General features: G+C 66.6%; 19 protein-coding genes. 7 read left to right on the top strand and 12 right to left on the bottom strand.

All coding sequences use genetic code 11. The features are described 5' to 3' along the window. Positions 1 to 76 precede the first annotated feature (76 nt). The 5 genes from AC0MAZ_RS16675 to AC0MAZ_RS16655 all read right to left on the bottom strand — a co-directional run bounded on the left by AC0MAZ_RS16675 (position 77) and on the right by AC0MAZ_RS16655 (position 5,509). Positions 77 to 1,093, bottom strand: coding sequence for an ABC transporter permease (locus AC0MAZ_RS16675; protein WP_475858618.1), 1,017 nt, complete (start codon positions 1,091 to 1,093; stop codon positions 77 to 79). Further along, the gene (locus AC0MAZ_RS16670) at positions 1,093 to 2,151 is read right to left on the bottom strand and encodes a microcin C ABC transporter permease YejB (RefSeq protein ID WP_475858616.1); all 1,059 of its coding nucleotides are present in this window, start codon (positions 2,149 to 2,151) and stop codon (positions 1,093 to 1,095) included. The genes AC0MAZ_RS16675 and AC0MAZ_RS16670 overlap by 1 nt, the downstream gene beginning before the upstream one ends. Next, complete coding sequence (locus tag AC0MAZ_RS16665; protein ID WP_442964155.1) at positions 2,148 to 4,070, bottom strand: extracellular solute-binding protein; 1,923 nt, start codon at positions 4,068 to 4,070, stop codon at positions 2,148 to 2,150. The genes AC0MAZ_RS16670 and AC0MAZ_RS16665 overlap by 4 nt, the downstream gene beginning before the upstream one ends. A 16-nt stretch (positions 4,071 to 4,086) precedes the next feature. Then, on the bottom strand, positions 4,087 to 4,368 hold the full coding sequence (locus AC0MAZ_RS16660; RefSeq protein ID WP_232857613.1) for a peptidylprolyl isomerase: 282 nt from the start codon (positions 4,366 to 4,368) through the stop codon (positions 4,087 to 4,089). A gap of 79 nt (positions 4,369 to 4,447) precedes the next feature. Continuing rightward, positions 4,448 to 5,509 (bottom strand): 3-deoxy-7-phosphoheptulonate synthase, encoded by a 1,062-nt coding sequence (locus tag AC0MAZ_RS16655; protein ID WP_232857611.1) that lies wholly within the window; start codon positions 5,507 to 5,509, stop codon positions 4,448 to 4,450. Positions 5,510 to 6,351: 842 nt separating this feature from the next. Between AC0MAZ_RS16655 and mnxG the strand changes: the two genes are divergently transcribed. Beyond that, complete coding sequence (gene mnxG, locus AC0MAZ_RS16650; RefSeq protein ID WP_475858613.1) at positions 6,352 to 12,201, top strand: manganese-oxidizing multicopper oxidase MnxG; 5,850 nt, start codon at positions 6,352 to 6,354, stop codon at positions 12,199 to 12,201. 115 nt (positions 12,202 to 12,316) lie between these two features. On the opposite strand, the gene AC0MAZ_RS16645 is transcribed toward mnxG, so the two are convergent. From AC0MAZ_RS16645 to AC0MAZ_RS16635, 3 genes are all read right to left on the bottom strand, one after another. Beyond that, the gene (locus AC0MAZ_RS16645; protein WP_203646509.1) at positions 12,317 to 12,562 is read right to left on the bottom strand and encodes a hypothetical protein; all 246 of its coding nucleotides are present in this window, start codon (positions 12,560 to 12,562) and stop codon (positions 12,317 to 12,319) included. Between the two features lie 96 nt (positions 12,563 to 12,658). Next, complete coding sequence (gloA, locus tag AC0MAZ_RS16640; RefSeq protein ID WP_475858611.1) at positions 12,659 to 13,186, bottom strand: lactoylglutathione lyase; 528 nt, start codon at positions 13,184 to 13,186, stop codon at positions 12,659 to 12,661. 206 nt (positions 13,187 to 13,392) lie between these two features. Further along, entirely contained in the window at positions 13,393 to 13,749 is a 357-nt protein-coding gene (locus AC0MAZ_RS16635) for a histone-like nucleoid-structuring protein, MvaT/MvaU family (RefSeq protein WP_186713382.1), read from the bottom strand. A 346-nt stretch (positions 13,750 to 14,095) separates the two neighbouring features. Here AC0MAZ_RS16635 and AC0MAZ_RS16630 point away from each other — a divergent pair, with 346 nt between their 5' ends. Next, a complete protein-coding gene (locus AC0MAZ_RS16630) occupies positions 14,096 to 15,385 on the top strand; it encodes an OprD family porin (protein ID WP_084942878.1) in 1,290 nt (429 codons plus the stop codon). A 64-nt stretch (positions 15,386 to 15,449) separates the two neighbouring features. Continuing rightward, positions 15,450 to 16,202: a precorrin-6A synthase (deacetylating) gene (cobF, locus tag AC0MAZ_RS16625; protein WP_475858609.1), complete on the top strand. Its 753-nt coding sequence runs from the start codon at positions 15,450 to 15,452 to the stop codon at positions 16,200 to 16,202. A 345-nt stretch (positions 16,203 to 16,547) separates the two neighbouring features. Here the strand turns inward: cobF and AC0MAZ_RS16620 are convergent, their stop codons facing one another. Then, positions 16,548 to 16,862, bottom strand: coding sequence for a hypothetical protein (locus tag AC0MAZ_RS16620; RefSeq protein ID WP_475858608.1), 315 nt, complete (start codon positions 16,860 to 16,862; stop codon positions 16,548 to 16,550). A 160-nt stretch (positions 16,863 to 17,022) separates the two neighbouring features. Here AC0MAZ_RS16620 and AC0MAZ_RS16615 point away from each other — a divergent pair, with 160 nt between their 5' ends. The 3 genes from AC0MAZ_RS16615 to AC0MAZ_RS16605 are packed head-to-tail and all read left to right on the top strand — an operon-like array spanning position 17,023 to position 19,138. Next, positions 17,023 to 17,667: an STN domain-containing protein gene (locus AC0MAZ_RS16615; RefSeq protein WP_254463721.1), complete on the top strand. Its 645-nt coding sequence runs from the start codon at positions 17,023 to 17,025 to the stop codon at positions 17,665 to 17,667. Next, a complete protein-coding gene (locus AC0MAZ_RS16610; protein WP_028692228.1) occupies positions 17,664 to 18,206 on the top strand; it encodes an RNA polymerase sigma factor in 543 nt (180 codons plus the stop codon). Before AC0MAZ_RS16615 ends, AC0MAZ_RS16610 begins: the two co-directional genes overlap by 4 nt. A 29-nt stretch (positions 18,207 to 18,235) precedes the next feature. Continuing rightward, entirely contained in the window at positions 18,236 to 19,138 is a 903-nt protein-coding gene (locus AC0MAZ_RS16605) for a FecR family protein (protein WP_475858606.1), read from the top strand. Here AC0MAZ_RS16605 and AC0MAZ_RS16600 read toward each other — a convergent pair. Together AC0MAZ_RS16600 and AC0MAZ_RS16595 are read right to left on the bottom strand one after the other, a co-directional pair. Further along, positions 19,131 to 19,724, bottom strand: coding sequence for a PulJ/GspJ family protein (locus AC0MAZ_RS16600; RefSeq protein ID WP_232856253.1), 594 nt, complete (start codon positions 19,722 to 19,724; stop codon positions 19,131 to 19,133). The genes AC0MAZ_RS16605 and AC0MAZ_RS16600 overlap by 8 nt on opposite strands. Continuing rightward, complete coding sequence (locus tag AC0MAZ_RS16595; protein WP_254463715.1) at positions 19,721 to 20,155, bottom strand: GspH/FimT family pseudopilin; 435 nt, start codon at positions 20,153 to 20,155, stop codon at positions 19,721 to 19,723. The genes AC0MAZ_RS16600 and AC0MAZ_RS16595 overlap by 4 nt, the downstream gene beginning before the upstream one ends. Before the next feature lie 115 nt (positions 20,156 to 20,270). Here AC0MAZ_RS16595 and AC0MAZ_RS16590 point away from each other — a divergent pair, with 115 nt between their 5' ends. Next, on the top strand, positions 20,271 to 20,711 hold the full coding sequence (locus tag AC0MAZ_RS16590; protein ID WP_475858604.1) for a type II secretion system protein N: 441 nt from the start codon (positions 20,271 to 20,273) through the stop codon (positions 20,709 to 20,711). Here the strand turns inward: AC0MAZ_RS16590 and AC0MAZ_RS16585 are convergent. Further along, positions 20,693 to 21,172: an N-acetyltransferase family protein gene (locus AC0MAZ_RS16585; protein ID WP_475858603.1), complete on the bottom strand. Its 480-nt coding sequence runs from the start codon at positions 21,170 to 21,172 to the stop codon at positions 20,693 to 20,695. The two genes, AC0MAZ_RS16590 and AC0MAZ_RS16585, sit on opposite strands and share 19 nt — an antisense overlap. Between the last annotated feature and the right edge of the window lie 147 nt (positions 21,173 to 21,319).

Here is a 21,319-nt window from a genome sequence, read left to right as displayed (position 1 = left end):
CTTTGCGTCGCCACTGAAATCCCGGGGCCGCTCTGCGGCCCTTTCCGGCCGGTCCGACGCCTCGGCAAGGCCGCTCCTACATGCGAGGATCAAACGCCTCGCGCAGCGCATCGCCGATGAATACCAGCAACGACAGGATCAACGCCAGGGCAAAGAATGCGGTAAAGCCCAGCCAAGGCGCCTCGAGGTGCTGTTTGCCCTGGGTCACCAGCTCGCCCAGCGAGGCGCTCCCGGCGGGCATGCCGAAGCCGAGAAAATCCAGCGCGGTCAGGGTGGTGATCGCCCCGGTGAGCATGAACGGCACATAGGTCAGGGTCGCGTTCAGGGCATTGGGCAGGATATGCCGCAGCATCACCTGGGTGTCTGAAAGCCCCAGCGCCCGTGCCGCCTTGACGTACTCCAGGTTGCGCCCGCGGAGGAATTCGGCGCGCACCACATCGACCAGGGCCAGCCAGGAGAACAGCGCCATGATCCCCAGCAACCACCAGAAGTCCGGCTCGACGAACCCCGACAGGATGATCAGCAGGTACAGCACCGGCAACCCCGACCACACCTCCAGCAAGCGCTGGCCGAGCAGATCGACCCAGCCGCCGTGGTAGCCCTGCAGGGCGCCGGCGTTAACGCCGATCAGCACGCTGATCAGGGTCAGGGCGAAGGCGAACAACAGCGAGATCCGCGTGCCATACAGCACCCGCGCCAGCACATCGCGGCCCTGGTCGTCGGTGCCCAGCCAGTTGCTCGCGCTGGGCGGGCTGGGGGTGGGCACCTGCAGGTCGTAGTTGGGGGTATCGGCGCTGAACGGGATCGGCGCGAACAGCATCCAGCCGCCCTGGCCCTCGATCAGTTGGCGCACGTACTGGCTGCGGTAGTCAGGCTGGAACGGCAGCTGCCCGCCGAACTGCTGCTCGGTGTAGCGCTTGAGCGCCGGGGTGTACAGCTCACCCTGGTAGCCCAGCAGCAAAGGCTTGTCGTTGGCCACCAGCTCCGCGCCCAGGCTCAGCAGCAAGAGCCCGGCGAACAGCCACAGCGAGAGCCAGCCGCGGCGGTTGTCGCGAAAACGCCGCAGGCGGCGCCGGGCGATGGGCGAGAGCATCAGCGGCCCCTCGCGTCGAAATCGATGCGCGGGTCGAGCACCGTGTAGCACAGGTCGCCCAGCAGGCGGATCAGCAGCCCGGCCAGGGTGAAGATGAACAACGTGCCGAACACCACCGGGTAGTCCCGCGACACCGCCGCCTCGTAGCTCATGCGCCCGAGGCCGTCGAGGGAGAAGATCACCTCGATCAACAGGGAACCTGCGAAGAACACCGTGATCAGCGCCTGGGGCAGGCCGGCCACCACCAGCAGCATGGCGTTGCGCAGCACATGGCCGTACAGCACCCGGCGCTCGCTCAGGCCCTTGGCCCGGGCGGTGACCACGTACTGGCGGGCGATCTCGTCGAGGAAGGCGTTCTTGGTCAGCAGGGTCAGGGTGGCGAAGCCGCCGATCACCAGGGCGCCGACCGGCAGCACCAGGTGCCAGAAGTAGTCGGCGACCTTGCCCAGCAGGCTGAGCTGGTCGAAGTCCTCCGAGACCAGGCCGCGCACCGGGAACCAGTTGAGCGAGGTGCCGCCGGCGAACAACACGATCAACAGCAGGGCGAACAGGAACGAGGGCAGGGCGTAGCCGATCACGATCAACGCGCTGCTCCAGGCGTCGAAACGGCTGCCATGGCGTACCGCCTTGCGGATGCCCAGCGGGATCGACACCAGGTAGGTGATCAGCGTGGCCCAGAAGCCCAGCGACAGGGTCACCGGCAGCTTCTGCACGATCAGCTCGGTGACCGTGGCGCCGCGGAAGAAGCTCTGGCCGAAATCCAGCCGTGCGTACTGGCCGAGCATCAGCCACAGCCGTTCGGGCGCGGGCTTGTCGAAACCGTACTGGCGCTTGATCTCCTCGATCAGCTTCGGGTCCAGGCCGCGGGTGGCCCGGGACTCGCCTTGCACTGCCTCGACCCGGGCGCCCGGCGCGCCGCCGCCGATGCCCTGCAGGCGCGCCACGGCCTGTTCCACCGGCCCGCCGGGCGCGGCCTGGACGATGGCGAAGTTCACCAGCAGGATCGCCAGCAAGGTGGGGATGATCAGCAGCAGGCGGCGCAGGATGTAGGTGGTCATGGCGCGCTCCGCAGCCGTTCGGCCATCTGCGAGTTGGTCAGTGCCCGGGGGCTGACTTCCCACCAGGTGTCCAGGCCCTCGTCATAGGCCGGCTGTACCTTGGGCAGGCCGAAGCGGTTCCACCACACTGTCGAGCTGCCCGGCGGGTAGTAGTTGGGAATCCAGTAGTAGTTCCATTGCAGCACCCGGTCCAGGGCGCGGGCGTGGCGCAGCATGTCGGCCTGGCTGGTGGCGCGCACCAGGCCGTCGAGCAGGCGGTCCACCGCCGGGTCCTTGAGCACCATCAGGTTGTTCGAGCCCGGATCGTTGGCCGCGGCGGAACCGAAGTAGTTGTACTGCTCGCTGCCCGGGGACAGGGTTACCGGGTAGCCGGTGACGATCATGTCGTAGTCGCGGGCCATCACCCGGTTGACGTACTGGGCGGAGTCGACGTTGCGGATGTTCAGCTCGACGCCGATCTGTGCGAGGTTGCGCTTCCACGGCAGCAGCAGGCGCTCCAGGCCCGACTGGCCATTGAGGAAGGTGAAGCTCAGCGGCTGGCCCTGGGCGTTGACCAGCCGATCGCCCTGGGGATGCCAGCCGGCGTCCTGCAGCAAGGCCAGGGCCTGCAGTTGCTGCTGGCGGATGATGCCGGAGCCGTCGGTGACCGGCGCGCTGAACACCCGGCTGAACACTTCGTCCGGCACTTGGCTGCGCAGTGGCTCGAGCAGCTTGAGCTCCTCGGCGTCGGGCAGGGCGCGGGCGGCCAGAGGCGTATTGGAGTAGAGGCTCTGCTGGCGGATGTACATGTTGCGCATCATCTGCCGGTTGCTCCACTCGAAGTCCCAGAGCATGCCAAGGGCCTGGCGCACGCGGCGGTCCTTGAATTGCGGCTTGTCCAGGTTGAACACGAAGCCCTGGGCGATCTGCGGCTTGGCCGGGGCGAGGTGGGCGCGTTGTAGGCGCCCGTCATCCAGAGGCGCACCCTTGTAGCCGAGGGTGTAGGCGGTAGCGGAGTACTCGCGGTTGTAGTCGTAGCCCCCGCCCTTAAGTACCTGGCGGGCCACTTCGGTGTCGCCGAAGAATTCGACGCCGATACGCGCGAAGTTGTACAGCCCGCGGGTGACCGGCAGGTCCCGGGCCCACCAGCTCGCATCGCGCTCGAAGGTAATGCTGCGGCCGTTATCGATCCTGCCGATGCGGTACGGACCGCTACCCACTGGCTTGTCGAAACCGGCACCGTTGGCGAAGTCGCGTTGCTGCCAGTCGTGCTCGGGCAGCACCGGCAGGCCGGCCAGTTCAAGGGCCAGGGTACGGCCATGGGGTTGCTTGAAGTCGAAGCGCACCTGGCGCGGGCCTTCGACCGCCACCGCGGCGACATCGGCGAACTGGGTGCGAAACTTGAGGCTGCCCTGGTTCATCAGCAATTCGTAACTGAAGCGTACGTCCTCGGCCCGTACCGGCTTGCCGTCGGCGAAGGTGGCGCGGGGGTCGAGGTAGAAGCGCAGCCAGGCGTCGTCGGGGCCGCGTTCCATGCGCTGGGCGATCAGGCCATAGACGGTGTAGGGTTCATCGAGTGAGCGCACGGCCAGCGGTGCGTACAGCCAGCCATCGACCTGGCTGACGCCGATGCCTTTGTCGATGTAGGGCAGGATATGGTCGAAATTGCCGATCTCGATGGCCGAGCGGCGCAGGCTGCCGCCCTTGGGGGCGTCGGGGTTGACGTAGTCGAAATGGCGGAAGTTCGCAGGGTAGCGCGGGGCTTCGGCGTAGACGGTGAGGGCGTGGGTGGGGGCGGCGTGGGCTAACGAGAGCGAGCACCACAGGATCATGCAACACAGCACCTGTGGGAGCGGGTTTACCCGCGAATGCGTCAGCTCAGGCAACGATGTTGCATGTACGGGCGCATTCGCGGGTAAACCCGCTCCCACAGGGGACATCATCGCCTGCGATGACTTAGTCCTGACGGCTGGTCACTTCCAGCAGGTGGTAGCCGAACTGGGTCTTCACCGGACCCTGGACGACATTCAGCGGCGCGCTGAAGACCACGGTGTCGAATTCCTTGACCATCTGGCCCGGGCCGAACGAGCCCAGGTCGCCGCCTTGGCGGCTGGACGGGCAGGTGGAGTTGGCCTTGGCGACTTCGGCGAAGTCGGCGCCGGCTTCGATCTGCGCTTTGAGTTCGTTGCACTTCTCTTCGCTGGCAACCAGGATGTGGCGGGCGGTGGCTCGGGCCATGGGTACTGCTCCTTGGGATCAAAAAGGCAAGCCTAGCGCACTTGTTCGTGCCGTGTCTCGCAAGGCTTGCCATGCAGGCTTACAGGCGTGCGGCAGCCTCGCGCAGCAGGGCCTCGGTCGCGTCCCAGCCCAGGCAGCCGTCGGTGATCGACACGCCGTACTTCAGCGCGCCTTTGCCCAGGGCCTGGCAACCATCGAACAGGTGACCTTCGAGCATCACCCCGACCAGCGAACGGTCGCCGGCCAGGCGCTGGGCCAGCACATCTTCGAACACCGCCGGCTGGCGCGCCGGGTCCTTGCCGCTGTTGGCGTGGCTGCAGTCGACCATGATCCGTGGCGCCAGACCTGCCTTGGCCAGCCCCTGGCGGGCCAGGGCGATGCTCTGGGCGTCGTAGTTAGGACCCTTGTGCCCGCCACGCAGCACCAGGTGGGTGTCGGGGTTGCCCAGGGTCTCGATGATCGCCGGGTGGCCCTGGGCGTCCATGCCGAAGTGGCGGTGCGGGTGGGCGGCGCTGCGCATGGCGTCGCAGGCGATGCCGATACCGCCGTCGGTGCCGTTCTTGAAGCCGACCGGCAGCTCCAGGCCGCTGACCATCTCGCGGTGGATCTGCGATTCGGTGGTGCGTGCGCCGATGGCGGCCCAGCCCAGCAGGTCGTCGAAGTAGCCGGCGGCCATCGGCTGCAGCAACTCGGTGGCGATCGGCAGGCCGCGTTCGAGCATGCCCAGCATCAGGCCGCGGGACAGGGCGATGCCGGCGTGCATGTCGTCGCTGCCGTCAAGGTGGGGATCGTAGGCCAGGCCTTTCCAACCCACGGTGGTGCGCGGCTTCTCTACGTAGGCGCGCATCACCAGCAGCAGCTTGTCGTCGACTTCGCGGCTGAGCGCGGCCAGGCGGTCGGCGTATTCGAGGGCCGAGCGCGGGTCATGGATCGAGCAGGGGCCGACCACCACCAGCAGACGTTCGTCGCGGCCTTCGAGGATGGCCCGGATCGCCTGGCGGTGCGCGTGGACTTGCTGGGTGAGTTCGCTGGACAGCGGCATCTGCTGCTTGAGCAGGTGCGGGCTGGGCAGGCGCTGGCTGACGGTGGTGTTGGCAGCGTGCGGCTGGGTCAGGGGCAGGGCGAGGTTCGAGGCTTGCATGGCGTTTTTTCCCTGGGCGGACGGCGGGTTCTGGCCCGCGTCGTCGGCCCTATCGAGGTGTTCGACTGATCGTCAAATGGGGTGTCTGTGCGGCATTGCCACCGGAAATCGACCGAACGGAGGCGGCAGGCTGGCCCGAACGGAACTGGCTAAATCGCCATGCATAGGTGCGGTAGTAGGTGGTGTAGTTCATGACGCTGTCCTCAAGGTAATCGGTGTGTTTCGTGGGCCCGGAAAAGCAAAACCCCCGGTCGGGGAGCCGACCGGGGGTTTGAGTATTCTCATGTTCGGCGGCCCCTCGAAGGTGGGCGCCGGATGGGTCATCGGCGCCTAGTGGCTAAACCAATACCCAAAATAAAAGCTGGCAACGGCGTTACGACCGGCAACGGCCAGCACGCGGTGCGCGGAGCGACCGGTGTGGTTGGCGTGGTTGCGGGTTTGTTTCGACATGTTGCTCTCCAGTGATTGAGGCCGAGCTTACTGCACCTTTGCGCGGGTGTTCAATCACTAAATGCTATTGATTCGATTGCGTGGGAGCGGCACACAGGTACCACGCCAACCTGTAGGAGCGGCCTTGTGCCGCGAAAGGGCTGCGTAGCGGCCCCGGGATTTCAGCGTTGTTGCAAAGAACGCCGGGGCTGCGGTGCAGCCCTTTCGCGGCACAAGGCCGCTCCTACAGAGATCTTGCTCCCACGCGGTTCCAGCAAAGCCCCCCAATTAAGGGTGAAAGCGCCCAGTTCATTCTTTCTAAACTTCACAACTGACTGATTTATAACAATTAAATTCATGGCACAAGCCTTGCTCACCTCCCCGCAGTATCCCTGTGTCCCCGGAGGTGCCCCATGTCGACCCCTCGCAAAGGCCCGGTCCTGTCCACCTTCCTGCTGGCCCTGCTGGGCTGGCAGGTCTCCAGCGAAGCCGCGGTGCAGTGCCAGCGCACGCTGGTGGCCAACGTGGTGGCGCTGGATCAGCCACTGATGTTCAACCGCCTCGGTGCGCAGAACGCCAACGGCATGATGTACGCCCTGCGCCACGATGTGGTGGACGAGCACCGGGTGCCTTTGAGCAAGGGCGGCGCGGCGGTACCGGGCAAGGTCACCCTGCGCCCGGACAAGCGCCCGCGGCCGATCGTGCTGCGGGTCGCCGCCGGTGACTGCCTGACGGTCAACCTGACCAACCTGCTGGCCTACCAGGCTAACCCCAACAAGCACGGCATCGACCACGACGAAACCGAAGTCGAAGGCGAGGAAGAAGAGGGCGCCGAGGTCGAGAACGAGGGTGACGAACACTTCGTTGCCGACGAGCAGGTCACCGACCGCCATGTCGGCTTCCAGGTCAACGGCCTGCAGGCGGTCAACAGCATCGGCGACATCGCCGCCAACACCGGGCGCAACGGCAACTTCCTGGTCGCTCCGGGCGGCACCCGCAGCTACACCCTGTACGCCGAGCGCGAAGGCGCGTTCGCCGTCACCAGCCAGGGCGCCACCTTCGGCGGCCAGGGCGGCGCCGGCAACGTCGCCAACGGCCTGTTCGGCCAGGTGGTGGTGGTGCCCAAGGCCGGGCGTACCTACCGCAACACCCTGACCGAGGAAGAGATGCGCCTGGCCACCACGGGGCGCACGGCCACCGGCCAGCCGGTGATCGACTACCAGGCCCGCTACCCCAACGCCGAGCCGTGGATCGCCGAGGGCAAGGCCGGCAAGCCGATCATCGCCATGCTCGATGGTAACGAGATCCTCAGCAGCGAGACCGACGCCATCGTCATGGGCCCCAACCCCGACGGCAGCTTCCCGGCCAGCACCTACCCATTGGAAAGCGTTGGCAAGCGCAACCCGGCGCTGCCCAATCGGTTGGAGGCCTTCCGCGACTTCGCCTCGCAATTCGCCGACGAGGTGGCCGCGACCCAGGCGTTCCCCGCCTACTGGGCGGACCCGGTCATGGGCCATGTGCTCGAGCCGACCCGCGATTCGTTCATGATCAACTACGGCTCCGGTGGCATGGGCGCCGAGGTGGTGGCCAACCGTCTGGGCGTGGGGCCGATGCACGACTGCCTGTCGTGCGCCTACGAGGAGTTCTTCCTCAGTGCCCACACCGTGGGCGATATCGGCACCCTGGTGGATATCCCGGCCAACGTCGGGCTGGAGAACATCCGCCCTGGCCAGACGCCGCCGGCCAGCGCTACCGGGGTCAAGGCGACCATGGCCCTGTACCCGGCCGAGCCCGCCAACGTGCACCACAGCTACATCGGCGACTTCACCAAGTTCCGCAACACCCACAACGGCCACGAGCAGCACATCTTCCACCTGCACGGGCACCAGTGGCTGTTCAACCCCAACGACGACAACTCCGACTACATCGACGCCCAGGGCATCGGCCCGGGGGTGGGCTACACCTACGAGATCGCCAACGGTGGCTCGGGCAACCGCAATCGGGTGGCGGGCGACGCCATCTATCACTGCCACTTCTACCCGCACTTCGCCCAGGGCATGTGGGCCATGTGGCGGGTGCACGATGTGTTCGAGCCGGGTACCCGCCTGGAAGTCAGCGGCGAGGGCGCCAACGGCTTCCACAGCACGCCATTCGCCCTGCGCAATGGCAAGCCGGCCCAAGGCGCCCGGGCGCTGCCGGACGGCGAGATCATTGCCGGCACGCCGATCCCGGCCATCGTGCCGCTGCCGGGCAAGGCCATGGCGCCTATGCCGGGCAAGGTCACCGTGGTGCCCAAGCTGTCCGAGACCCTGGTCGCCGGGCATGCAGATGACGACGAAGAGGAGGAGGGCGACGACCATCCGCACGTGCCAGCCACCCCGCGCGCGGTCGGCTCCCTGGCCCTGGTCGACCGCAGCGAGACCAACCGCAACGCCGACGGCAGCCTGAAGAACCCTGGTTACCCGTTCTGGATCGGCGGCATGGAAAGCAGCGTCGGCCAGCGCCCACCAACCCCGCCGCTGGACATGCTCGACCCGGCCCTGGCTCGCCAGCTCAAGGACAGTGGCAAGGCCCTGTGGGCCAACCTCGACCCCAACCAGGTCGACGGCTGGGACGGTGGCCTCGGTCGTCACGCGCTGGACGGCGTATCGGCCGGCGGTGAGGCGGTGACCACCACCACCAAGCTGGATTTCTCCAAGGTGGTGCACAAGGCCAAGCCGATCTACCTGCCCGAGGAGGGCACCGAGGTCGAGCAGGCCGCCATGCAGTTCCACGCCAAGGCCGAGCACCCGAGCTTTGCCCTGATCCCCGGCAGCGCGCCGGTGGCCAAGGCCTTCCGCACCAACGGCGCGCTGCCCACGGCAGGGGCGCCGTTCTACGAGCCATGCATGGATGACCGTGGCAAGCGCCTGACCCAGTCCTCGGGCATCGGCGAGTTCTTCAGCGGTGAGAACCTCAGCGGCATGAGTTTCCGCGGTTCGTCCACCTTCACCGCCGACCGCCCGCGTATCTACAAGGCCGCCAACATCCAGTTCGACGCGGTGTACAACAAGGTCGGCTACCACTTCCCGCAGGCGCGCATCCTCGCCCTGTGGGAGGACGCCTGGCCGGTGATCACCAAGCAGCGTCCGCCGGAGCCGCTGGTGATGCGCATGAACACCTTCGACTGCACCCAGTACGTGCACACCAACCTGATTCCGTCGTTCTACGAGATGGACGACTACCAGGTGCGCACGCCGACCGACGTGATCGGCCAGCATATCCACCTGCCCAAGTGGGACCTGACCGCCGCCGACGGTTCGGCCAATGGCTGGAACTACGAGGACGGCATCCTCTCGCCCGGTAGCGTGGTCGAGCGTGTGCATGCCATCCGCAGCTTCAACAACTGCACCGAGGGCGACGCCCGCGACGGCACTGCCGCGTGCCCGAAAGCCAAACAGCACCCGTACTTCGGGCGTTTCGGCCGGGCCGACTGGCTCGGCGCGCGCAGCGCCATGCAGCGCTGGTTCGCCGACCCGCTGGTGAACGTGCACAACGTCGACCGTGGCCTGGGCACCATCTTCACCCATGACCACCTCGGCCCATCGACCCACCAGCAACTGGGGCTGTACGCGACCGTGCTGGCCGAGCCCGCCGGTTCCACCTGGTACCACGCCGAGACCGGCGAACAGCTGTACAACCCGGCCACTCGCCAGGACGGCGGCCCGACCTCGTGGCAGGCGGTGATCCAGACCGGCGACCATGACGGCGACGGCAAAAACGACAGCTACCGCGAGTTCTTCCTCGAGTACAGCGACTTCCAGCATGCCTACGAGGCTGGTGTGTATGTGGGGGCCGGCCCCAACGGCATACCGGATGGCCAGGCTTACCCGGCCACCGCCGACAGCTTCCGCTACGCGATCAACCCGCCGGTGCGGCAGAAAGCCTCGACGCTGCTCGAATCGGTGGTCGAGTCCCGTGGCGGGCTGAGCCCGGGCTGCCCGACGCGGCCGTGCCCGCAGGCGATCTCTGTGGATGACCCGGGCATGTTCGTCGTCAACTACCGCAACGAGCCGCTGGCCCTGCGCGTGTTCGACCCGAACAAGGTCGGCCCGGACGGCAAGCGCGGCATGCAGGCCGACGGCCTGGGCGGCGACCTGGCCTACGCCATGCAGAGCCGCACCGACCGCGCCATCCCGGCGATGAACCTGGCGCCTTCGGCGATCACCCAGGCCACCGGCCCCACCGGCGGCACCACGCTGTTCCCGCCGCACGTGAACAAGGGCAGCGAGCCGGGTGACCCGTTCACGCCGTTGCTGCGCACCTACTCCGGCGACAACGTGCGCCTGCGCATGCACGCCGGTGGCCATGAGGAGGAGCACAACGTCACCCTGCACGGCGTGAAGTGGCTGCAGAACGGTTCAGGCTTCGGCAACAGCTCCAACTCGGGGTGGAAGTCGTCGCAGATGGTGGGCATCTCCGAGCAGCTCGGGTTCATGGCGCCGGTGTCGATGATCTCGAGCTCCGCCGCCACCAATGGCGACTACCTGTACTCGCTGGACGCCGCGCTGGAAGGCTACTGGAACGGCATCTGGGGCATCATGCGCAACTACACCGCCCAGCGCGCCGACCTGTTCGCCCTGCCCAACAACCCGCAGCCGGTGGCCATGCGCAACACCGTCAACTTCGACGGCATCTGCCCGAAAACCACGGCCAACGCCAATGGCATCGGCACCCGGCCTACGGTCAAGCGCAGCTACGAGATCGTCGCGGCCCTGGCCAACGACATCCTCGAGAATCGCCACGGGGTCAGCATCAGCGACCCGGCCGGGATCGGCCAGCACGTGGGCGGCGCGCTCAAGGCCAATGGCGGCACCCTGGTGTTCAACAGCCGCAAGGTCGATATCCCCATGGCCACGGTCACCGACGAGGAGGACGGCGCGACCTTCACCGTCGGTGGTCATAGCTCGCCATTGCACGACCCGACCGCGGTGCTCTACGTGCGCAAGGCCGACCTCGATACGAGTACCGGCAAGCTCAAGGCTGGCGTGCCGGTCGAGCCCCTGGTGCTGCGCGCCAATGCCGGCGACTGCATCAGCATCACCCTGGAGAACCGTTTGCCGCTGATGATGCCGGACCTGCCCAGCACCGCGGTGATGCAGAACGTGGTCAAGCGCGACCGGGCCGGCGGCGAGGGCTCCACGGCGTTCAACAACAACCTGATGCGCCCGTCCAGCCACGTCGGCCTGCATGCGCAGCTGCTGGCCTACGACATCACCAAATCGGATGGCGTCAACGTCGGCCTCAACCCGGTGCAGACCGTGCCGCCGCGCGCCGGCACCAGCTTCGCCTACCCGAGCCGGGTGTACCAGTACTACGCCGGGCATCTGGAGCGTGAAGGCAAGCCGGTGCTGCAACTGGGCCGCACGGTGGACAACATCAACACCACGGCCATCGAGTTCGGCGGCCTCAACCTGACCCCGGCGGATGTCATCAAGCAGCCGCAAAAGGGCCTGGTGGGCGCCATGAGCGTATTGGCGCAGGGCGCGACCTGGACCGAGGACAACGCCAGCCGCGCCCAGGCCACGGTGAAGGTCAGTGGTCAGGCGGACTACCGCGACTTCGTCACCGTGTGGCAGCGTTCGCTGAATATGCGCTGGGCCGATGGCCGGCCGGTGGAGGGTATCGCCACCGAGGGCAATGGCGTGCCCGGTGATCCGAAGGACAACGGCAACATGGCGATGAACTACAAGACCGAGCCGCTGTGGCTGCGCTTCGGCCTGGCGCCGGACGCGCCGTTCGGCCATGCCGATGGCTTCGGCTTCGCCGACGTGCCCAACGCCCACATGGCCTACAGCAACGCCCTGGTTGGAGGTGATCCGCAGACCCCGGTGCTCTGGGCCAGGCCGGGCCAGCCTGCGCGTAGCCATGTGCTGATGCCCAGCGGCGGCAGCCGCGGCATCACCTACCAGCTCGACGGGCACCTGTGGCCGCTGCACAACTACCAGGCCGAGAAGAGCGATGTGCACGGCTACCCCATGGGCTTGCCAGGCATCGGCTCGGTGCGTTACGGCTACAACCCGATGGCGATGTACGTGGGTGCGCAGGAGAGCGTGCTGCCGGCGGCGCACTTCAGTTTTATGCTGCCCAGCGCCGGGGGCGCCAACGCGGTGCCGGGGGATTACCTGTTCCGCGACTATGCCGCCTATGGCAATGCCTCGGGGTTGTGGGGGATCCTGCGGGTGACCAACGAAGCGCCGCCGGCCACGGCGCCGGCGCAGTGAATGAACCGGGTGGCCTCTTGGCAACAGGGAGGCCACCCGGTATTTGCCGGTAGGGTTGCAGCGCCAGACGCTGGCGTGACGCAACGCGATTCAAAGGGACGCGGGTGGCCCCAACTCAGAACACTCGCTGGTCAGCCTGGTCCAGTTGCCGGTCAACCAGCGCCCGGCCATGGGCCAGGGACACATGCTGGGCATTGTCCAGGTCGGCAAAGAACTTCATCGGTATCGAGATTCGTCGACTGCTATGGCCTGCGGGATCGGTGATCACGCAGCCGGCCGCGTAGGGCAGGGGCGAGTCGGGGTGGGGCATCACGCTGGCGGTGATGGTGTGGTCGCGGTATTCACAGTGAAGGGTTTGCATCGTCCTTACCTCGCTGTGGCTGGGAACAGGCGTTCCCTTTAAATACCACAGCGAAGGGCCGGGAGTTCCCGGCCCGACGAGCGCAACCGACGAGGATCAGGCCTCGAGTGCGGTCGGCTGGATGATCTCCACCCAGTAGCCGTCCGGATCCTTGACGAAGGCCAGGTGGTTCATGCGGCCATCCTGCAGGCGTTTTTGGAACGGCACGTCGAGCGCCTCGAAGCGAGCGCAGGCAACACGAACGTCCGGTACCGAAATGCAGATGTGGCCGAAGCCACGCGGGTCGGTGTTGCCATTGTGGTAGGCGAACTCGAGATCGTTCTCGGTGCCGTGGTTGTGGGTCAGCTCGAGCACGCCGGGGATGGATTTCATCCACTGGTGGCGCTCGGCGTCGTCGGCCGGAATCTGCGCCGGGTCGACCAGGGCCAGGAAGTAAAGGCTGAAGGCCGCCTCGGGGAAGTCGCGCTTGTCCACCAGGCGGAAGCCGAGGACGCGGGTGTAGAAGTCCAGGGACTTCTCGATGTCCTTGACCCGCAGCATGGTGTGGTTGAACACGAATTGGGCGGTGGCGGTGTCCGGCTGGGCGGTAACGCCGGGCAGGGTTTGCAGATCGTGCAGGCTCATGGGTACTCCAGAATCGGGGCCTAAAACAGGTGGACCATGATACGGAAGTCAGCCTTCAGCGCAAATGAAAGCGCCCCGCACGAGTGCGGGGCGCCGGAATTAGAGGCCCGCATGTGCGGGCGCGTGATGGGGTCGCTAGTCCTTTAGCTGGTTCGATACTGGGCCTGCGCATGTGAAAAAAGTGTGAAGCGGGTGTCGAGGTTTCATCAGCGCACCCAACTTTCCACCGTCTGCGCACCGTACTGTTCCTTCCAGGCTTTCAGCCCACGGTGGTTGCCGCCCTTGGTTTCGATCCGCTCGCCGGTATGCGGGTTCTGGTAGACCTTCACCACCCGTGGTCGACGCTGCTGCTTGACCTGGGCCGGAGCGCGGCTCACGGCCTTCGGATCGAGGATGGCGATGATGTCGCGCAGGTTCTTGTCATAGCTTTTCATCAGGCCGACTAGTTTCTGCTCGAATTCGATTTCGCGTTTAAGGCCGGCATCCTTTTTCAGCGCTTCCAGTTGTGCCATCTGTTCCTTGAGCGCTTTTTCGGCAGCACGAAACTCTGCAAGTCTGGACACTGTCATCACTCCTGTAAGTCTGTCGTGGCGGGACGTGACGAACATGAAACCAGACTGAACGCCGGCCACGGGGATGGGTGAAGCTGTTCGCTAAGCGAGAGTGTAGTAGTCGCTCGCAAGGGGGTAAACAGCAAACTTTCAATCAATTAGTCGGGAACTTTGCCGGTTTTTTGCGCGCTGTTCGAAAAGACCCTGCCAAACGCCTTAGACCATGGTCCCATGGCGCGGGCTAGAGCCATTGTCGGAAAATTATGGATGATGGTCGAAGTGTATTCGTTCATCGCGTAGTGCCGGTGCAGATGACTGCCCGGATGGTTTTTCGCCTTTCTTTTGGATGTTCCCTCGCATGTTTGCCCCTTTCCCCCTCGCCCCCGGGCGCCGAGTTGCCGGCCTGTTCTTCCTGTGTGCCGGTGTCAACGCCCAGGCCGCCGGTTTTCTTGAAGACAGCAGTGCCAAGGTCGAAGCACGCAATGTCTATTTCAATCGGGACTTCCGTGACGGCCACAGCAGTTCCAAACAGGGCGCGTCGAAACGCGAAGAGTGGGCGCAGGGCTTTATCCTCAATGTCCAGTCCGGTTATACCCAGGGCCCGGTCGGCTTTGGTGTGGATGCCTTGGGCATGGTCGGTTTCAAACTCGACTCCAGCCCCGCCGACAGCAATAGCGGCCTGTTGCCGTCTTCCGGCCACGATCCGCGTCACTCTGCCGACCAGTACGCCAAGATGGGCGTCGCCGGCAAGGTGAAAGTGTCCAACACCGTGCTCAAGTACGGTTCGATGATGCCGGACGTGCCGCTGCTCAAGTACAACGACGGCCGCCTGCTGCCGACCATGTTCCACGGTGCCTGGCTGACCTCCGAGGAAGTGCGCGACCTCAAGTTCACCCTGGCGCGCCTGAACCAGTACACCGCGCGTGATTCCACCGACCGCCAGGACATCCGCGTGCATTGCAAGAACAAGCGCTACGCCTGCGACATCGAGGCCGACCACTTCGACCTGGCCGGCGTCGACTACCGCGTCAACGAGCGGGTCAGCGCCCAGTACCAGGTTTCCAAGCTCGAGAACATCTACCGCCAGCACTTCCTCGGCCTGGTCGCCAGCCAGCCCCTGGAGGTCGGCACGCTGTCGGCCGACCTGCGGCTGATCAAGAGCGACGATATCGGCAACGCCCGCGCCGGGCACATCGACCACCGTGCCTTCAGCGGCATGCTCGGCTACAGCCTCGGTGGCCACAAGCTCAGCGCCGGCTGGCAGCGCATGTACGGCGACAGCGCCATGCCGTACCTCGACGGCAGCAACCCGTACCTGGTCAACTACGCCCAGGTCAACGACTTCGCCGCCGCCCAGGAACGCTCCTGGCAGGTGCGCTACGACTACGACTTCAAGGCCCTGGGCGTGCCCGGCCTGACCTTCTTCACCCGCTACATCAACGGCGACAACGTCAAGGTCCCGGGCAGCAATGCCGAAGGCAAGGAATGGGAACGCGACAGCGAGCTGAAGTACCAGGTGCAGTCCGGCACCTTCAAGGACGTCAGCGTGCGCCTGCGCAACTCCACCTACCGCAGCAACTACGAGAAGTGGGCGCGTGACATGGACGAGACCCGGGTCATCGTCAGCTACAACTTCTCGATCTTCTGAGCCGCTTTGCCAAAGGGCCGGTGGTCGGTCGACAATGACCATCGGCAACCAGGCAGGGCAGGCGATGAAACAGCTTCTTCTGATCGGCATCGGGCCGGGCGATCCGCGCCAGGTCACCTATGAGGCGGTGGAGGCATTGCGCCGCGCCACGGTGTTCTTCGTCCTCTACAAGGGCAGCGACAAGGATGAACTGGTGCGCCTGCGCCGGGCCATCCTCGAGCGCTACCGGCCCGAGGGCGGCTACCGCCTGGTGCAGGTCGAAGACCCGCGTCGGGACGGCCAGGCGCCGGACTATGTCGGCGCGGTGCAGGACTGGCACATCCAGCGCGCCGCGCTGTATGCCCGCTTGATCGAAGATGAACTGGGCGCCGATGACATCGGCGCCTTCCTGCTCTGGGGCGAGCCCGGGCTGTACGACAGCACCCTGCGTATTCTCGACCTGGTGCGCCAACGCGGCGTGGCGCTGGCCTTGCAGGTGATTCCCGGCATCAGCAGCATCCAGGCCCTGGCCGCCCGCCACCAGATCCCCCTCAACCGCATCGGCGAGCCGCTGACCGTGCTGCCGGGTCGACGCCTGGGCGAACAGGCGCGGATCGACAACGTGCTGGTGATGCTCGACGGCCAGTGCGCCTTTGCTGCCCTGGACGACCCGCAACTGGTGATCTATTGGGGCGCCTACCTGGGCACGCCGGACGAGCTGCTGGTCAGCGGGCCGTTGCTGGCGGTGAAGGCGCGCATCGTGCAGTTGCGCGAGGAAGCGCGGCGGCGCAAGGGGTGGATCATGGATACCTATCTGTTGCGCAGGGAGGGGGAGTAGTGGTTGGTTGGTGTTTGACAGGAGAGTTGCAGCGCCTATGAGATCGAGCGCCGCCCGCGCGGCGCATCGCGACGCAAGGCCGCTCCTACATCTGTTTCGGGCCAGTCAATCCTGTGCCATTACCTGGTCCGCCTTGTTTGTACGACGCGGTTTCAGCGTGAGCATTACTGCCGCCCCGCCTGTCTCAAGACATGCACCAAGGCGGGCAACCATGGCCTGACAGGTTCGGCACGTTGCAACAAATGTAGGAGCGGCCTTGCGTCGCGATGCGCCGCGCGGGCGGCGCTCGATCTTGTAGGCGCTACAACTTTATCTCCGGAAACCCAGCAGACTTCGCCAACCCCATCAAGGCCGCTGCGGCACCACCGAACTGCCAAAACTATTACCCATGCGCGTCGACGTCGCCGCCGGCGTCGCCAACCCCATCTGGTTCGGCGCCCGGCGCTGCATCTGCCGCGCCGGATCCAGCTGTTCGCGCAGCCCTTTGGCGGCGCGCGGATCAGTGCCTTGCAGCTGCTGGGTCAGGCAGTCATAGGCCAGGGCCCGTGACTGGCCCACCTGCACATCGATGCAACCCTGGCCGCCCTTGGGCGGTTCCGCGTAGGCCGGCAGGGCGCAGGTCAGCAGCAAGGGCAGGGCAGTCAGGGTCAGGCGGGCCATGGCGGGTCTCCGGGCAATCGTTCCTCGGCGCAGTCTAGCCCTCGCAGGCCGCAATCGAGGTGAAGTTTTGGTTGCCGCAGGCTGTCACCACAGCGTCATACACAGGCCCCAGGATGACGTTTCCCCGGCGACGGCGGCCAGCAAGGAGGCCCGGATATCTGTGCGTGCATTGCTCGTGGTCGGCGCGCTGATGCTGGCCTGGTTGCTGGCGGCCCCCGGTCTGCGTGGCCAGCCACTGCTGACCCTGGATATCCCGGCCCAGGCGCTGGACCGGGCGCTGGACAGCTTCGCTCGGCAGAGCGGCCTGGCGGTGCTGGTCGACCAGGCGTTGCTCGCCGGTCAGCGCTCCAGCCAGGTCCTGGGCCGTTACCCGGCACGTGAAGGCCTGCAGCGACTGTTGCAGGGCACCGGCTTGCAGGCGCACTACAGTGGCGGCGGCTTCACCCTGCAACCGCTGCGCCTGCGCGGCACGGCTGGGCGTGGGCGCAACGGCGGCCTGTCGTCGGGCAGTTATGCGCTGGCGCTGCAACACGCGGTCGAACGCGCCCTGTGCGCCTCGCCGCTGACCCGGCCAGGCGCTTACCGGGCGGCCTTGCAGGTGTGGATCGATGCCGGCGGCCAACTGGTGCAGAGCCGCCTGCTGGCCTCGACCGGCGACTTCGCCCGCGACGCCGCGCTGGTCGAGCGCCTGCGCACGGTGCGCCTGGAACAGGCGCCGCCGACATCCCTGGCGCAGCCGCTGACCCTGCTGCTGCGTCCGGAACCTATGGATTGCCCACTTTCGCAAGGAGCTGCGGCGGCATGAACAAACCTCGGGACAGTGCGCTGGTCAAGCTGTTTCTGACCTCCTATGACGCCTTCAGGGTACGCCTTAGGCGTCGGCTCGGTTCTGACGACCTGGCCAACGACGTGCTGCAGGAAACCTACCTGCGGGTGGACCGCATGGACGCGACGCACGACCTGCAGCGTCCCGGCGCCTACCTGTACCGCATGGCCCTGAACGTCGCCGCCGACCGTCGCGAGGCCGACGCCCGGCTGCTCACTGGCGCCGAGATCGAAGCGCTGCTGCAGGTGGCCGAAGACCAGGACCCGGCGCGCATCGTCGGCGGCCAGCGCGAGATCCAGAACCTGCTGGGCGCCCTCTACGAGCTGCCGGCCCGGCGTCGTCGGATCTTCATCGCCGCCCGCCTGGAGGAAGCCTCGCACCTGGAAATCTCCCAGCGCTTCGGCATCTCCACGCGCACGGTGGAGAAGGAACTCAAGGCGGCGCTGGGGCATTGCGCGATGCGCCTGGACAGAAAAGTGTTTCAGCGGTTCGGTCCCGGCGCGGGAAAACCGTCTTGAACGATAGTCGACCTCTTCATGTGAGCCCCATGTCCCAGATTCCGCCCGATTCCGACTTGCAGCGCCAGGCCCAGGACTGGCTGCTGCGGCTGACGTCCGGCCAGGCCACCCAGGCCGATGCCCGAGCCCTGCGCCAGTGGTGCGCGCGCAGCCCGGCGCATGCCGAGGCCTTTGCCCAGGCCCGCCAGCTCTGGCACCTGCTCGGCCCAGCAGCACGACAAGCCGGGCATGGCGCGCCGCTGCTCGGTCGCCGGGCGTTGCTGGGCGGCGCGCTGGCGGCGTCGGTGGCGCTGCTGGCCTGGCGTGGCGGACTGCTCGAGGAGGCCATGGCGCCGGCACCGGCGTTTGCCACCGATATCGGCGAGCAGCAACGGGTAGTGCTGACGCCCGGGATCGAGCTTGAGCTGAACGTGCGCACCCGGGTCAGCCGCGAGGCCGAGGGTATCGCCCTGCTCGCCGGCGAGATCGAGGTGCAGGCCGGCCAGCCCCTTCAGGTGCGGGCGCAGGATGGGGTGATCAGCACCGAGCAGGCCCGGTTCAACGTGCGCGAGGACGATGAGGGGGTCTGCGTCACCTGTCTGGGCGGTGAGTTGCGCGTGGCCGTCCAGGGCCGGATCGAGGTGCTCCCGGCAGGTCGCCAACTGCGCTATGGCGCGCAAGGCATCGGTATGCCGGAGTCGTTCGACCCGGGCCAGGTGATGGCCTGGCGTGAGCGCATGCTGGTGTTCCGCGACGCGCCGTTGGCCCGGGTGATCGACGAGATCAACCGCTACCGCCCGGGACGCCTGGTGTTGCTCAACCCCACGCTGGGGCGCCGGCGGGTACAGGCGCGGTTCAGTTTCGACCAGTTGCGCCAGGCCGCCGAACTGATCCGCGTCGCCTATGGCGCTCGCTGCCTGGAGTTGCCGGGCGGCGTGGTGCTGGTCAGTTGAACGGGCCCAGCACCTGGCGGTAACGCTCCTCGCCTTGGGGGCCGCGCCGGGTCAGGCGTACCTCAAGTCCGGCGGGGTTGTCGTCGGCCTCGCTGGCCGGTGAGCGCCAGCCGCCCTTGGCTTGCCAGCTGCGCAGGTCGAAGGCGCTGACGTTGTCCAGTACAGCCACCGCGGCCTTGGGCGCGGGCAGTGGAAAGCGCTCGCGCAGGGGCGCGGCTGCGCGATACAGGGTACCGTCGCGCAGGTACCAGCGAACCCGTTGCAAGCCGCTGCCGGAGACGGCGCCGGAGCGCACCAGTTCAAGTCGATCGGCACGGGCGCGCACCGCAGGCAGCAACGGTTTCCCGGGCGGTTCGCGGCCGGGCAGAGGCGGCTCGACCAGTTCGACGGTGGCGCGCAGGGCCAGGTCGCGCTCCAGTTGCTGGAACACTCGCAGGATCGCCTGTTGGTCTTCGCTGGCCTCACGCACATGGCGGTCGGCGCGGCTGACGCTGTCCAGCCCACGCCAGGCGATCAGGCTGACCACCGCCATCAGCAGGATGGCGATCATCACTTCGATCAGGGTGAAGCCTGTTTGCCGGTTCATGGCTGGCTCACCCGCACCTGGCCGGCGGCGTTGCGCGCCAGTTCCACCCGCAGCGCGCCGCTACGCAGGCGCAGGGTCAGCGGCGTGCCGATCCACTCGCCGTCGAGCCACACCGCGCCACGGGGCTCGCTTTGCACCTTGACCGCCTCGGCCTGCCAGCGGCGCGGCTTGAGCGGGCCATCGACGAGCATCTGGCCATCGGCGCGCACGAATCGGTAACCGTCGCGATCGCTTTGCCAGCGCAGCGGCTGGCCGTCGGCCTGGACCTCGCTCTGCGCCAGTTCAAGCAGGCGTGCCAGGCGCTCGGCGTCGGCGCGCAGGTGCTTGCCCGGGTCGGGGCGGATGTTCAGGCTGATGGCGGCGCTGGCGATACCGACGATCACCAGCACCACCATCAGTTCGATCAGGGTGAAACCACGTTGTCCGTTCACGGGGCGCTCCTTGTCCTGCCAGGCAGATTGCCCGAGCAAGATGATCGCCGTGTGAAACAAAACCGTGAGAATAGGTCGGTATGCTCGGTCGCAGGTACACAAGGAGCGCGTGACCATGCGTATTACCCGTCCGAACCTGTCCCTCGGCCTGTGGTTGCAGGGATTGGGATTGCTGGCCCTTATCGCCGGACTGGCGACCTGGGCCAGCCTGTTGTTGCAGTCCACGGCGGACGTGGCTCGGTTGCAACCCGCCCAGGCCCTGGCGTCGAGCGAAACGCCGGCCGGGCGCTGGTTCGCTGACCTGCCGTCGCAGGTGCAGATTCAGGTCAGCGGCGTGATGGCCGGTAGCCAGGGCGCGGTGGCCATCGTCAGTGTCGACGGTGCCCCGGCACGTGCCGTACGCAGCGGCGAGGAGCTGGCCCGCGGCGTGCGCCTGGTCGCCATCGAAGGCCGCGGCCTGGTGATCGAGCGCGGCGGTCAGCGCAGCCGCGTCGAGGTGCCGGTGCTCACGCAGGCGTCGTTCTGGGGTGAGGCGTCTCAGCCTTCGGCGAACTGACGCAGCCGCTCGCCGTCGAGGCGGTAGCGGATCCACTCGTCCTGCGGTTCGGCGCCCAGCGAGCGGTAGAAGCCGATGGCCGGCTCGTTCCAGTCCAGCACGCTCCATTCCAGGCGACCACAGCCGTTCTCCACCGCCTCGCGGGCGATATGCCGCAGCAGGTTGCGCCCGGCGCCGTCGCCGCGCTGCTGGGGCGTGATGTAGAGATCCTCGAGGTAGATGCCGTTGCGTCCCAGCCAGGTGGAGTAGCTGTAGAAGTAGACGGCGAAACCGATTGCGTGGCCGTCGCGCTCGCAGACCAGGCTGCGCACCGTGCTGCTCTCGTCGAACAGGCTGTGCTCGATGTCGGCGAGGGTCGCCACCACTTCGTGGCGGGCGCGCTCGTAGTCGGCAAGCTCGGTGATGAAGGCCAGGATCTGGGCGGCGTCGCTGCGGACTGCAGGGCGGATGGTCACGGGCATGGTGGGGCTTCCTTGTAATTGATAGGTCGGTAGTGTCAGGGAAGATGAGGTAAGGCCGCCAGGTGTCTGGCGGAAGATTTGTGCGGCCTGTGGGAGGGAGCGCAAGTCTCCTTCGAAAAGTACTGAAAAGACTCCTCTGCCCAGCCA

This window comes from Pseudomonas sp. A (genome assembly GCF_056270345.1).
The sequence above is the reverse complement of the archived record's forward strand: the minus strand, read 5'-3'. Positions and strand labels throughout refer to the sequence as shown.

Coding starts and splice junctions, on each gene's coding strand:
- AC0MAZ_RS16670 (WP_475858616.1), bottom strand. CDS start 2,151: ATGACCACCTACATCCTGCGCCGCCTGCTGCTGATCATCCCCACCTTG.
- gloA (WP_475858611.1), bottom strand. CDS start 13,186: ATGAGCCTGCACGATCTGCAAACCCTGCCCGGCGTTACCGCCCAGCCG.
- AC0MAZ_RS16665 (WP_442964155.1), bottom strand. CDS start 4,070: ATGTCCCCTGTGGGAGCGGGTTTACCCGCGAATGCGCCCGTACATGCA.
- AC0MAZ_RS16655 (WP_232857611.1), bottom strand. CDS start 5,509: ATGCAAGCCTCGAACCTCGCCCTGCCCCTGACCCAGCCGCACGCTGCC.
- AC0MAZ_RS16610 (WP_028692228.1), top strand. CDS start 17,664: ATGAACAAACCTCGGGACAGTGCGCTGGTCAAGCTGTTTCTGACCTCC.
- AC0MAZ_RS16645 (WP_203646509.1), bottom strand. CDS start 12,562: ATGCAAACCCTTCACTGTGAATACCGCGACCACACCATCACCGCCAGC.
- AC0MAZ_RS16675 (WP_475858618.1), bottom strand. CDS start 1,093: ATGCTCTCGCCCATCGCCCGGCGCCGCCTGCGGCGTTTTCGCGACAAC.
- mnxG (WP_475858613.1), top strand. CDS start 6,352: ATGTCGACCCCTCGCAAAGGCCCGGTCCTGTCCACCTTCCTGCTGGCC.
- AC0MAZ_RS16660 (WP_232857613.1), bottom strand. CDS start 4,368: ATGGCCCGAGCCACCGCCCGCCACATCCTGGTTGCCAGCGAAGAGAAG.
- AC0MAZ_RS16590 (WP_475858604.1), top strand. CDS start 20,271: ATGCGTATTACCCGTCCGAACCTGTCCCTCGGCCTGTGGTTGCAGGGA.
- cobF (WP_475858609.1), top strand. CDS start 15,450: ATGAAACAGCTTCTTCTGATCGGCATCGGGCCGGGCGATCCGCGCCAG.
- AC0MAZ_RS16585 (WP_475858603.1), bottom strand. CDS start 21,172: ATGCCCGTGACCATCCGCCCTGCAGTCCGCAGCGACGCCGCCCAGATC.
- AC0MAZ_RS16600 (WP_232856253.1), bottom strand. CDS start 19,724: ATGAACCGGCAAACAGGCTTCACCCTGATCGAAGTGATGATCGCCATC.
- AC0MAZ_RS16605 (WP_475858606.1), top strand. CDS start 18,236: ATGTCCCAGATTCCGCCCGATTCCGACTTGCAGCGCCAGGCCCAGGAC.
- AC0MAZ_RS16620 (WP_475858608.1), bottom strand. CDS start 16,862: ATGGCCCGCCTGACCCTGACTGCCCTGCCCTTGCTGCTGACCTGCGCC.
- AC0MAZ_RS16630 (WP_084942878.1), top strand. CDS start 14,096: ATGTTTGCCCCTTTCCCCCTCGCCCCCGGGCGCCGAGTTGCCGGCCTG.